Genomic DNA, 12,044 nt, shown 5'->3' on the forward strand with positions numbered 1-12,044 from the left:
CCTCCGTCGCGGACCCGGCGAGCGCTGAGCCTCTCACAGAGACGACCGTCTCAGAGCGCTCGCAGGGGCAGCGACACTCCGATGAGGCTCTTCCTCGACCCGGGCAGCGCTCCGGCGATGTCTCGTAGCGCGGACGCGGACGGCGCGTCCGGACGGCCGGCCACGACCGGGACGCCGATGTCGCCCGACTCCCGCAGCTCCACGTCGAGAGGAACCCTGCCGAGCAGCGACACGCCCAGCCCGTCGGCCAGCGCGGTACCCCCTCCGGCACCGAACAGCGGCGTATGCCGTCCGCACGCGCAGGCGAACTGCGACATGTTCTCCACCACTCCCGCGATCGCGATTCCGAGGTCGGCCGCCATCCGCCCGGCGCTCCGGGCCACCTGCTGGGCCGCCGGCTGAGGGGTCGTGACGACCACGACCTGCGCGTCGGGTACGAGTTCGAGTAGCGAGATGGCGATGTCGCCGGTGCCCGGCGGCAGGTCGACGAGCAGCACGTCGAGCTCGCCCCAGTGCACATCGTCCAGGAACTGCTGGAGCGCCTTGTGGAGCATGGGCCCGCGCCATATCAGCGGCTCGTCGTCGCCGACGAAGAATCCGGTCGACATGAGTCGGACGCCGTGGGCCTCGACGGGCAGCATGGCGCCGCCCAGAGCGACCGGAGCACGGTCGGCTCCGAACAGCAGTGGGATCGAGTGACCCCACACGTCCGCGTCCAGCACGCCGACCCTCTTGCCGGTACGGGCCAGCGCCACCGCCAGGTTCGCCGTCACGGTCGACTTGCCGACCCCGCCCTTGCCGCTCGCGACGGCGTATACCGCGGGGCGGTCGTTCAGGACGCCGCGCACGCCTCCGACCTGCGCGCGTACTCGCTCGCCCAGTTCGGCCCGCTGCCGCGCCGTCATCGTCGCGAACTCGACGTCGACGTGCCGGATGCCCGGCAGACCGCGAACGGCGGCCTCGACGTCGGCTCGCAGCCGTTCCCGAAGCGGGCAGCCGGAGGTCGTGAGAAGAAGCCGCACGCTCACCCGGCCGCGCCTGCCGACGCGGACTCCGCCGACCATGCCGAGTTCGGTGATCGGACGGTGGATCTCGGGATCATCGACCGAGGCGAGCGCGGTGTGGATCGATCGCTCGCACTCAGACATGGAAGGCCCGCCTCTTGGGCTTCACCGGCCGCATCATGAACTCGGGGCGGCGCAGCCCGTCCGCGTTCGGACCCGGCCGTGTCTTCTCCAGCCACTCCCGGTACACGGCGCGAGACTTGCGTGTGTCCACGACGACGTCGCCGTACTCGTCACCCGGCTCCACCGGGGCCAGCCGCACTTTCTGGTGCCAGCAGTGCATTCCCGACAAGGGGTCCGGATGCACTGCGAAGGCGAGGTTCTGGTGTACGCCGGGATCGTCCCAGCTGATCCGGGAGCTGTCGGGGTCGGTGGACGCGAATGGCCGCACCCGTTCGCGATAGCGCAGCCGCCAGACCCCCTCATCGCTACGCCGCAGGTCGACCAGGCCGCTCACCCACCGGCTGCCGTCCTGTTCGCGCAGCCTCCAGCGACCCATGTGGTGCGACAGGGCGACCACCCCCGGCCGGATGCCCGCGGTGACCCAGACCCGGACCACGAGATGGCCGATCTCGGTATGGACACGGACGAGATCGCCCGTGGCGATTCCACCGGCGTCTTGCGGGTTCACCCACAGTGGGTGGGTGTTGCTTATCTCGTTGAGGTACTTGGCGTTGCCGGACCGGGTGTGGACGAGGGTGGGAAGCCGGAACGTCGGCATGAGGACGAGCTCTCCCGTCTCCACGTCGACCTGGCGACGCGACACGTGCGACTCGATGTAGCCCGGGGTCGCGTGCTCCGGCCAGCCGAAATCGGCGAGCGCGGTGGAGTAGATCTCCAGCTTCCGCGAGGGCGTGAGCCAGCCGACCGTCACCGTGCCGTCCTCGTGCCGGACCCCGACCGACCCGGCCTCGCCGATGAGTGGTGGAACCGAGTCCGGGCTGGTCGGACGACGCAGCACACCGTTCTCATCGGCCTCGGCGCCCTCCAGCTCATCGGGCGCCGGCGGCCGCTCGTCGACCCGGTAGACCTCCGAGTCGATCTCCACGACCCCGAACTTGCGCATGTACTCCAGGGGGGCCAGGCCGGCCGCGGCCGCCTTCTCGGGAAGTCCCGGCACGGCGTTCTCGAAAACGTGCCGGTAGTACTCATCGACGGTGATCTTCTCGCCGGGCCGGTACGGCGATTCGAAGTACTTGCGGATCCCCAGCTCGCCGTCCGGGTCGATCCGCCAGGACAGCTCGAACCAGAATTCGTTCTCCTCCCAGACCTCGCCCGGATTCGCGTCACGCGTGTCGTGGTAGCTCTGACCAAGTTTGTCCATGGCCACTCGGCGAACCGGCTGCCGGAATCCCAGCCAGCGCCCAGCGTGGGTCTCGTACGAGTGGACGTCGTGCCGCTCCGTCGAGTGGCCCATCGGCAGTACGTAGTCGGCATAGGCCGCCGTCTCCGACCAGGTCGGCGTGAGCGCCACGTGGCAGCCCACCTGCTCCGTACCGCTCAGCGCCTCCACCCACATGAAGCCGTCCGGATTGGTCCAGACGGGGTTGTAGACCCTGCTGAAATAGACCTCGAGCCTGGCCCGGCCGTCGGCGAGGAAGTGCGGGAGCAGGATCGACATCTCGTTCGTGGACATCGGATACTCCCGCGGCCACAGAGTCTCGTTCCAACGTTCGTGCGCGGCGGGCATGTTCGGGCCGTGCGCGACGAACTTGTTCCAGCCGTTCGGGCTGGTGCCGCCCTTGGTACCGACACTGCCGGTGAGCACGTTGAGAAAGAACAGGGACCGGGCCACCTGCCAGCCGCCGAGATTGCCCGCGGCGGCGGCACGCCAGATATGGGCCGCGAGCCGCGTGCCCGCACCGGCCACGATCTCGGCCAGCTCCTCGATCCGCTCCACCGGTACGCGGGCCTCCTGCGCGGCGAACTCGAAGGTGTAGGAGGAGTAATCGGCCTCCAGGCGGTCCAGGAAGGTGTCGAAATCGCGCGGCGCCTCCGGATGCAACCGCTCCAGATACGTCTCCCAGTTGAGCCAGCGACGGAGATAGTCCGTCGCCAGTTGCCGGGTACGGATCAGGTAGGAGGCCACCGCCAGCAGGATCGCGGCCTCACTGCCCGGCCATGGGGCCAACCACACGTCGGCGCGTGCGGCCGTGTTGGACATACGGGGGTCCAGTACGACCAGTTTCGCGCCGTCCAGCTTTCCCTCCATGATCCGCTGGGCGTGCGGGTTGAAGTAGTGGCCGGTCTCCAGATGGCTTGACAGCAGCAGAATGACCTTGGCATTGGCGTAATCGGGCGACGGACGGTCGTATCCGCCCCACATGCTGTAGCCGAAGCGGGCGCCGCTGGAGCAGATGTTGGTGTGGCTGTTGTGCCCGTCGACCCCCCACGCCTGGAGGAACCGTTCGGCGAAGCCGTCCTCGCCGGGACGGCCGACGTGGTAGAGGATCTCATCGTTGCGGTCCTCCACGATCGCCCGACGGATGCGCGCGGCGATGTCATCCAGTGCCTCGTCCCAGGTGACCCGCTCCCAGGAACCGCTCCCCCGTTCGCCGGTACGGCGCAGCGGATACAGGATGCGTTCGGGATCGTTCAGCTGGTTGATGGTGGCGGGCCCCTTGGCGCAGTTACGTCCTCGCGAACCGGGATGCGCCGGATTACCGGTGACCTTCTTGACCGACAGGTCCGGCTTCTCGACGTAGGCGAGAAGCCCGCAGGCCGACTCGCAGTTGAAGCAGGTGGTCGGGATCAGCATGTACTCGCGCGGCACCTTGCGCGGGTGCGCCTTCGCGTCGTTCTCGACGTGATGGTCCCACGTCTCGGGTGGCGGGTAGTTCCGCAGCCGTTCGTGGTTGCGGGCACCCGGAAGGTCGATGCTCATGCGAGGGACTCCCTAGGAGAGCGGCACATCTTGGCCGGCGCGGACGTAGACGCTCTCGTACGCCAGCAAGCCGGCCTGGACGATGAGACCGGAGAGGACGCCTGCGGCCGGGCCGAGGAATGCCAGCGGGATCGCCACCACCACGGGCAGCACACCGCCCAGCCAGAATGTCTTCGCGTAACGACCGCGGGACACCAGGTGCGCGGCGATCGTGGTGCCACGGGCGGAATGCCCGCCTCCGTACTCGAACGCGAGGAGCAGCAGGTGGCACACTGCCGAGACCGCGAATCCCACGGTCAGGAAACGCGTCGCGGCGTCGTCCAGGCCGGCGAACGGCACGGCCACGAGGAGGGCGCCCGAGCCGGCCATCGCCGCCTGGACGATCAAATGCCAGAAGAGCGCCGGCGACTGCCACAGCTGCCTCCCCCTGGCCTGCCCGAACAGGAAGGCGGTGTAGCCGGCGGTCATCGCGGCGACCGGGATCGCCGGCCAGCGCAGCACAGAGAAGTCTCCGAACAGCAGCCACAGCCCACCGACCCCGGCACAGGCGGACAGCACCACGCCGCCCCAGACCAGCCACGAGGTCGGATTCGGCCGCAGGAACAGATACAGGAACCTCTCCGGCCGCTTGAGGTCCCACACCAGCAACGCGCCGGTGCTCGCGGCGCCCACGACCCCGAGCGCGGGCGCGACGAACCGCCCGATCGGGCCGAGATCCGTGCCGAGGACCAGCGCCAGCGCGGCGAAGAACAAAGCGCCCGCGCCGACGGCCTTGGTCCACAGGTAGGTGATGACCCGCCGGCCCCAGGGCCGTGGATGCGCGGTGTTGAGGGTGGTGCGGGCCTTCGTCTCAGCGTCGCCGTACCCGTCGCGTGCCATGTCGAGGCGCTGCCGGTCCGGCTGGGCCCAGATGTAGGTGTCGTCGACCGGCGCGGCCAGCGGGTCCAGCACCGCGCGGTCGGCGCCGAGATAGAACACGTTGGGGCCGGTGTCCCGCTCGGGCGCACGTACGGCCGTGGGGTTGGTGTTCACCAGCCGGCTGATCCCGCTGTCCGGATCGTCGAGGTCGCCGACCCAGATGGAATGGGTGGGGCATACGACGACGCAGGCCGGCTCGAGGTCCTGGTCGACTCGGTGGGCACAGAAGTTGCACTTCGCCGCCGTGTTGGTTTCAGCGTCGATGTAGATCGCGTCGTACGGGCACGCCTGCATGCAGCTCTTGCAGCCGATGCAGCGGTCACCGTCGAAGTCGACGATGCCGTCCTCACGCTTGAACAACGCCTGGGTCGGGCAGATCTTGACGCACGGCGCATCGGTGCAGTGGTTGCAGCGCATCACGCCGAACTCGCGGGACGTGGCCGGGAACTCCCCCTTCTCCACGTACTTCACCCACGTGCGGAACTGTCCCACGGGGATTTCGTGTTCTGTCTTGCACGCCACCGTGCACGCGTGACAGCCGATACACGTGCGCTGATCGATCGCGAAGCCATATCGCACCTGACAACCATGCGCACGATGCGGGGGCCGCCGGTAGCGGTCAGTATGTGATGGGGCCATAGGCCTGGGTTATGACCCTCCTCGGAACGACGGAACGATCGGGGCCGGTGGTTAGTGTTCGGCCGACGTGCCGTCATGCGTAACGGAGGTGGCCGTGCCCAGCACCTGGCGCACCCGAAAGCAGGCTTTGGACGAGGTCGGCGAGGACCCCGACTACCGGTTCTCGCTCGCGAACGAACGAACCTTCCTGGCCTGGATCCGGACGTCCCTCGGGCTGCTCGCCGGTGGGGTCGGCGTCGTCCAGCTCGTGCCCCGCTTCAGCATCCCCGGCGGCCGGACGGTGCTGGGCCTCATACTGCTGACCTTGGCCTTGCTGATCTCCGCGTCGAGTTACGCTCGCTGGGAGCGGAACGAACGGGCGATGCGAATGAACCAGCCGCTGCCGCGCTCGTCGGTACCACGAGTCCTGGCGCTGGGCCTGAGCCTGGTGGCCGTGGGCGCGGTCGTCCTCATCGTGCGCGGCGCCGGAGGCCCCTCATGACCGTGCGCGTCGGCCCATGGGCGCCCGAGGTGATCGGCCGATACCGCGGCACAGGCCGTTCGTGAGTGCGGAGAGACGCGAGGCGGCCAGGCCCGGACTGCAGTGGGAGCGTACGCGCCTGGCGTGGGACCGGACCGCGCTCTCGTTCGCGGCGTTCGGTGCGCTGCTGATGCATCTCGGGCACGGCGGTTCGCACCTCACGAGTCTGGGACTCGGCGTCGGGACGCTGTGCTCGGGCTGGGCGGTGCACGTCCTGGGCCGGCGGCGCCACCGGCGCGGCGTCTCACTCCGCGACCGAGGCGTGGCGTCTCGCCGGGGCACGCTCGCCGTGGTCAGCGTCCTTTCCGCCCTGACGGCCGTCCTGTCGGGCGTGCAGGCCATCCTTTTCCACTGAACACGCTGTATCTCTCCACCGCGCGCGTCTGTCCAGCTTCCTTGCCCCGCGCGCCTGTCCGGCTTCCGCGCTCAGAGCCGCTCATGCGGTCCAGGTCGCCGGCTCGGCTCGCCCGCTCGGCGCCGGCCGTCGCCGGCCGTCTCTCTCAGTCCCCGCGCGGCGGACCTCGTGCGGGTGGCGATCCTGAGCAGGGCCCTGCCTTGGGTGGACAGGGTGGTCTGGCGGCGCCAGACCGCACGCAACGTGCGGGTCAGTTCCATTCCGGTCACCGGAATCCGTATCAACTGGCCGGTGCACAGCTCACGCTCGACGGCCAGGGCGCTGAGCACGGCGGCGCCGGCTCCGGCACCGACCGCCTCCTTGATCGCCGTGGTCGAGGAGAGCTCGAGGTGCGGATCGTCGTCGCGCAGGTCGCCCAGCACGCGGTGCAGCGTCTCGCGGGTACCCGAGCCACGCTCGCGCAGCACCAGACGTCCGGTGGCCAGCTCACGGCTGGTGATCGGCGTGTCCGTGCCGGCCCACGGGTGCGCCGGTCCGGTCACCACGACCAGTTCGTCGTCGGCGATCACCAGCTCGGACAGGTCGGCATGCGCGGCCGGGTCTTCGACGAACCCCAGGTCGACCTTCCCGGCCCGCAGGAGTTCCACGACGTCGTGCGAGTTCTCCGCCCGGAGCGCGACCGTCAGTTCGGGCAGCTCACGGCGCAGTGCGACCAGCCACCGAGGCATGAGGTACTCCGCCACGGTCATGCTGGCGGCCACCCGAAGCCAGCCGTTCTCCACGTTGCGCAGCGCGGCCGCCCCGGCGAGCAACCGGGTCGTGGTCGCCATGACCTCGCGCGCCCATTCGGCGACGCTGGTCCCGGCCTGGGTCAGGCGTGAACCTGTGGGCGAGCGGTCGAGCAGCACGAGTCCGAGCCGGCGTTCGAGCAGCCGGATCCGCGCGCTCGCCGCCGGCTGGGAGATGCCGAGCTCCCGGGCTGCCCGCCCCAGGCTTCCGAGTCGCTCGATCGAGAGCAGCAGGTCAAGATCTGCCAGCTCGGGAGTGTCGGGGGGCAATGGCACACCTAAACCTTGTCATGCCGCCAGACGACGCGCACCCGCGGTTCGGCCGTGCTGTCGGCCCGGCGCCAGGCGCCTCTGGACCGACGCCTCGTAACGCGATGGTCCCAGACCAGCGCCTTCGTCCCGTGCGGCAGGAGACCAGCCGGGCCGCGCGGCACGTGGCCGGCGCACCGGAATTGATGCCGCGTCCCCTCTTTACGTGATCCGCCCTCAGCAGCTAGCGTCTGAGTTCAGAGGTCAGACCACAGACGTCGAAACTCGGAGGTAAGTGCATGGAGGGCGAAGTCCCGGCGGGTGCCCCGCCGCAGTTTCTGATCCATGACGAGGGTGATTCGGTCGCGGTGGCGGTCACGGCTCTCGAGCCCGGGCGCGTCGAAGGCGCGGTGCTGAAATCCGGCCGGCGGTGCGAGTTCGAGATCCTCCGCCCGGTGCCTCTCGGGCACAAGTTCGCGGTGACGGAACTGACGAAGGGCGCCGATGTCATCAAGTACGGCGTCCGAGTGGCGGTCGCGACGAAGGACATAGCGATCGGCGAGTACGTGCACGTTGAGAATGTGAGGAGCGCACGGTGGCAGAACAGCGTCGCCTGACCGGGTACCGCAGGCCGGATGGGACGGTCGGCATCCGCAACCATGTGGCGATCCTGCCGGTGGACGACCTTTCCAACGCGGCGGTGGAAGCCGTCGCCCACATCGTGCCGGGAACGCTGGCGCTCCCCCACGCGTACGGGCGCCTGCAGTTCGGCGAGGACCTGGAACTGACGTTCCGAACGCTGATCGGAACCGGGCGTAACCCGAACGTCGCCGCCGTCGTCGTGATCGGCATCGAGCCGAACTGGACGCAGCGCGTGGTCGACGGGATAGCCACCACCGGCAAGCCGGTCACCGGCCTCGCCATCGAGGGTCGTGGTGACCTGCGCACGATCGAGGCTGCCGCGCGCATCGCCCAGCGCTACGTGCAGGACGCCGGCGAACTGGCCCGTGAGCCGGTCGAACGCGGCGAGATCATGATGTCGATCAAATGCGGCGAGTCCGACACGACCAGCGGCCTCGGGTCCTGCCCGACGACGTCGGAGGCGGTCGACCGGTGGGTCGAGGCCGGCGGCACCGTTCTGTTCGGCGAGACCAGCGAGCTCACCGGCGGCGAACACCTGATCGCCGAGCGCTGTGTCGACGATGAGGTACGGACCGAGTTCCAGAAGACCTATGACGACTACCTCGCCACGATCGAGGCGACCGGCGCCAACCTGCTCGGTTCTCAGCCCACCCAGGGCAACATCGCCGGCGGGCTGTCCACCATTGAGGAGAAGGCGATGGGCAACATCGCCAAGACCGGCAGCGTGCCGGTGGTCGGCGTACTGCGCGAGGCGGAGGCGCCGACCCGGCAGGGGCTCAACTTCATGAACACGTCCTCGGCCGCGGCGGAGTGCATCACCCTGATGGCCGCCGCCGGCGCCGCCGTACACCTGTTCCCGACCGGGCAGGGCAACGTCATCGGCAACCCGATCGAGCCGGTCATCAAGATCACGGCGAATCCGCACACGGCTGAGACCATGGGCGAGCACATCGACGTCGACGTCAGCGGCCTGCTGCGCATGGAGTACTCCCTCTCCCAGGCTGGTGACCGGCTGATGGAGTCGATCGACCGGACCATCAACGGCCGGATGACCTGCGCCGAAGCGCTCGGCCACCGGGAGTACACGTTCACGAAGCTCTACCCCAGCGCCTGAGGAGGGCGATCGACGCCCGGGGAGATCGACATGCCTGACAAGCCGACCGCGGAGCCGGTACTCGTGACCGAAGGCGTGTGGGGGGAGGCGTTCGAGGAACTCGCCGCTCGCCATGACGTCCGGCGCCTGGCCGATCCGCGGTCGGACCTCGACGCTCTCTCCCGGGCCGCCGCCCTGGTCGTACGCAACCGCACGCGGGTGGACGCGGAGTTGCTCGCGGCCGCGCCGCGGCTGCGGATCGTCGGTCGCGCCGGAGTGGGGCTGGACAACATCGATCTGCGGGCCGCCGACGAGGCCGGTGTCGTGGTGAGCGCGGCGTTTGGCGCGAACGCGGTCAGCGTCGCCGAACACACGGTGCTGCTCGCGCTCGCTCTGCTGCGCGACCTGCGGACGCACGATCGGGCGGTGCGCCGCGGCCAGTGGCGGCGCACCCCCGGTCGTGAGTTGTCCGGCCGGACCTGGGGACTGCTCGGCGCCGGCGCGACGGGACGGGCGGTCGCCCGGCTGCTGGCCGGTTTCGGGGTGACGATGATCGCGCATGATCCCTTCGTCGCACGCGATGACGAACTGATCCGCACGTTGCGGATCGAGATGGTCTCCCTGGACGACCTCATCGCGCGTTCCGACGTGCTCAGCGTTCACCTGCCTGCGACCGGCGAGACCCGTGGCCTGATCGACGCCGACCTGCTCGCCCGCGTCCCACCCGGAGCAATCCTGATCAACGTGGGTCGTGGAGAGGTCGTCGACGAATCCGCGCTCGCCGAAGCGCTGCGCGACGGCAGGCCGGCCGGCGCCGGGCTCGACGTGCGCGCCGAAGAACCGCCGGGTCCCGGCCCGCTGGACGGACTGGACCAAGTGCTCTTCACGCCGCACGTCGCCGGGATCACCGGGGAGAGCCAACAGCGGATCGCCGCGGTACTCGCCGCCGACGTCGCCGCGGTGCTCAGGGGGGACCGCGCCTCGGCGGCTGTCGGCCGGCATGCCACCGCACCGCATCGTACGGAGGTGTCCCATGAGGATCGGTGAGTTGACCGGGCTCGCCGCGGACCTGCTGACCGCCGCCGGAGTGCCGGCCGACCGGGCGAATCGCACCGCACGGATCCTGTTGCTGTCAGAGGCATGGGGTAATCCGTCGCACGGCCTGCTGCGCCTCCCCTACTATCTCGCCCGGCTGTCGGCCGGGGGCTGCCGGGCCGACGCCGAGCTGACCCTCCGCGCGGACGCCCCGGCCGCCATCGTGTACGACGGGGAGTCCGGGCTGGGGCACTGGCAGGTGTGGCAGGCCGCCGAGACCGCACGGGACCGATGCCGGACGACCGGGGTCGCGGTTGCCACGATCGCCGACTCCTCACACTGCGGCGCGCTGGGTGCGTACGTGTACCCCATGGTGGAGGCCGGCCAGCTGGGAATCGTGTTCAGCAATGGACCGGCGGTCATGCCGCCCTGGGGCGGAGCGATTCCGTTGCTGTCCACCAGCCCGATCGCGGCGGGGATACCCACCGGACGGGCACCGATGATCGTGGACATGGCCACCACCACCGTGGCGCGCGGGAAGGTCGCCGCTTACGCCGCGCGGGGTCGGGAACTGCCCGAAGGCTGGGCGCTGGACACCGACGGCACCCCGACGACCGACGCGGCCGCCGGCTTGCGGGGCATGCTGGCTCCGCTCGGCGGAGCCAAGGGATACGTGCTCGCACTCCTCGTCGAGGCGCTCACGGGAGGACTGACGGGACCTAATCTCGCGGTTGACGTGCCCGACATGTTCGATCCTGATGACGACGCACGGCCGCAGGGAATCTCGCACACGGTGCTGGCGATAGACCCGAGCGTGCTCGGAGCCGACACGGCGTCCCGGCGATTCGACGGACTGCGAGACCTTGTCGGCCGGCACGGGGGGCGCGTTCCGGGGGCCGCCCGGGTGGCCCCCGGAGACCTCGATGACGACCTCGATCTGACGATCGCGGACGAGACCATGAGCCGGCTCATGGAGTGGGCGGGAGAACTCGGCGTGGCCGCCTCCCGGGCCTGACCCGGGCGAACCGGTACCCGGACGATCGAGACGGTCACACCATGGCGTGAGGCCCCGCGGCCGATCCGTCCGCAGCCTCGGCGCGCAGGCGCTGGACCGCGGTCCGGTACGCCGCTCGCGCATGGCGCCGGGCGGCGGACCGGGCCGCGGCCGCATCGCCCGCGAGCAAGGCCGCCAGGATCCGCTCGTGGTCCTGCCGCGATTTCTCCAGGCGCCCTGGAACCGTCAGCGTGGTCTGCATTCCCCGGGAGAGGATCTCCTGCAGCACACCCAGGCTCTGACGCAGAAACCGGTTGCCCGCCGCGTCCACGATCGCCATGTGGAAGGCCGAGTCGAGCCGCTGCAACTCCGCGTAGTCCAGAGGCTCCCGCGCCGCCGCGGCGTTGAGTTCGTCGAGCGCCGCACGTACCCGGTCGAGCCGGGCGGTGTCCTGCTCGGCCGCCGCCCAGCCCGCGGCGGGAACCTCCAGCACCTCACGCATGGCGAACAACTCGTCCATGGTGATCGCCTCGTTGTCCAGCGCGAGCCGCAGCTCCCGGGTCGTCTCCGGGTCGGCGATGTAGACGCCTCGCCCATGGACCACCCGCACCCGCCCACGCGCCTTCAGGGAACCGACGGCCTCACGGATGGTCGGGCGGCTCACCCCGAGCATCTCCGCGAATTCCCGCTCCGGTGGCAACCGGTCGCCAGGAGAGAGCTCGCCGTTGTCGATCGCCTCGACGATCTGCGCCTCCACCTGGCGCGCTACGCTGCCACGCCCGAGCTTGCGCCACATCAGGGCATCTCCTTATCAGTGGCTAGTGGTCGGATCTCTGACCAGTCGCCCCAAGGATACGCGGACG

11 protein-coding genes are annotated in these 12,044 nt (G+C 69.8%); 6 read left to right on the top strand and 5 right to left on the bottom strand.

From position 1 onward, the window contains the following. Positions 1-50: 50 nt before the first annotated feature. From OG417_RS30885 to OG417_RS30895, 3 genes are read right to left on the bottom strand one after another with little or no spacing between them, the layout of a single operon-like run. Positions 51-1,148: a P-loop NTPase gene (locus OG417_RS30885; protein ID WP_329236009.1), complete on the bottom strand. Its 1,098-nt coding sequence runs from the start codon at positions 1,146-1,148 to the stop codon at positions 51-53. Then, on the bottom strand, positions 1,141-3,948 hold the full coding sequence (locus tag OG417_RS30890; protein ID WP_329236011.1) for a molybdopterin-dependent oxidoreductase: 2,808 nt from the start codon (positions 3,946-3,948) through the stop codon (positions 1,141-1,143). Before OG417_RS30890 ends, OG417_RS30885 begins: the two co-directional genes overlap by 8 nt. Before the next feature lie 12 nt (positions 3,949-3,960). Further along, entirely contained in the window at positions 3,961-5,358 is a 1,398-nt protein-coding gene (locus tag OG417_RS30895; RefSeq protein WP_329236013.1) for a 4Fe-4S dicluster domain-containing protein, read from the bottom strand. A gap of 241 nt (positions 5,359-5,599) precedes the next feature. Here OG417_RS30895 and OG417_RS30900 point away from each other — a divergent pair, with 241 nt between their 5' ends. After that, entirely contained in the window at positions 5,600-5,986 is a 387-nt protein-coding gene (locus OG417_RS30900; protein ID WP_329236015.1) for a YidH family protein, read from the top strand. A gap of 61 nt (positions 5,987-6,047) precedes the next feature. Continuing rightward, entirely contained in the window at positions 6,048-6,380 is a 333-nt protein-coding gene (locus OG417_RS30905) for a DUF202 domain-containing protein (RefSeq protein WP_329236017.1), read from the top strand. A 71-nt stretch (positions 6,381-6,451) separates the two neighbouring features. Here OG417_RS30905 and OG417_RS30910 read toward each other — a convergent pair whose 3' ends face one another. Beyond that, positions 6,452-7,444, bottom strand: a complete 993-nt coding sequence (locus tag OG417_RS30910) for a LysR family transcriptional regulator (protein WP_329236019.1) — start codon at positions 7,442-7,444, stop codon at positions 6,452-6,454. Between the two features lie 272 nt (positions 7,445-7,716). Here OG417_RS30910 and OG417_RS30915 point away from each other — a divergent pair, with 272 nt between their 5' ends. From OG417_RS30915 to OG417_RS30930, 4 genes are read left to right on the top strand one after another with little or no spacing between them, the layout of a single operon-like run. Continuing rightward, the gene (locus OG417_RS30915; protein WP_329236021.1) at positions 7,717-8,034 is read left to right on the top strand and encodes a UxaA family hydrolase; all 318 of its coding nucleotides are present in this window, start codon (positions 7,717-7,719) and stop codon (positions 8,032-8,034) included. Next, positions 8,013-9,173 (top strand): UxaA family hydrolase, encoded by a 1,161-nt coding sequence (locus OG417_RS30920; RefSeq protein WP_329236023.1) that lies wholly within the window; start codon positions 8,013-8,015, stop codon positions 9,171-9,173. The genes OG417_RS30915 and OG417_RS30920 overlap by 22 nt, the downstream gene beginning before the upstream one ends. Before the next feature lie 30 nt (positions 9,174-9,203). Further along, positions 9,204-10,199: an NAD(P)-dependent oxidoreductase gene (locus OG417_RS30925; RefSeq protein ID WP_329236025.1), complete on the top strand. Its 996-nt coding sequence runs from the start codon at positions 9,204-9,206 to the stop codon at positions 10,197-10,199. Continuing rightward, the gene (locus tag OG417_RS30930; protein ID WP_329236026.1) at positions 10,186-11,202 is read left to right on the top strand and encodes an Ldh family oxidoreductase; all 1,017 of its coding nucleotides are present in this window, start codon (positions 10,186-10,188) and stop codon (positions 11,200-11,202) included. Before OG417_RS30925 ends, OG417_RS30930 begins: the two co-directional genes overlap by 14 nt. A 34-nt stretch (positions 11,203-11,236) precedes the next feature. Here OG417_RS30930 and OG417_RS30935 read toward each other — a convergent pair whose 3' ends face one another. Next, complete coding sequence (locus OG417_RS30935) at positions 11,237-11,977, bottom strand: FadR/GntR family transcriptional regulator (RefSeq protein WP_329236028.1); 741 nt, start codon at positions 11,975-11,977, stop codon at positions 11,237-11,239. Positions 11,978-12,044 lie beyond the last annotated feature (67 nt).

It is taken from the genome of Actinoallomurus sp. NBC_01490, assembly GCF_036227085.1.
Classification (GTDB): Bacteria; Actinomycetota; Actinomycetes; order Streptosporangiales; family Streptosporangiaceae; genus Actinoallomurus; species Actinoallomurus oryzae.

Bases quoted from the DNA above. Each gene is read 5' to 3' on its own strand.
- OG417_RS30890 (WP_329236011.1), bottom strand. From the start codon at position 3,948: ATGAGCATCGACCTTCCGGGTGCCCGCAACCACGAACGGCTGCGGAAC.
- OG417_RS30930 (WP_329236026.1), top strand. From the start codon at position 10,186: ATGAGGATCGGTGAGTTGACCGGGCTCGCCGCGGACCTGCTGACCGCC.
- OG417_RS30915 (WP_329236021.1), top strand. From the start codon at position 7,717: ATGGAGGGCGAAGTCCCGGCGGGTGCCCCGCCGCAGTTTCTGATCCAT.
- OG417_RS30885 (WP_329236009.1), bottom strand. From the start codon at position 1,148: ATGTCTGAGTGCGAGCGATCGATCCACACCGCGCTCGCCTCGGTCGAT.
- OG417_RS30925 (WP_329236025.1), top strand. From the start codon at position 9,204: ATGCCTGACAAGCCGACCGCGGAGCCGGTACTCGTGACCGAAGGCGTG.
- OG417_RS30935 (WP_329236028.1), bottom strand. From the start codon at position 11,977: ATGTGGCGCAAGCTCGGGCGTGGCAGCGTAGCGCGCCAGGTGGAGGCG.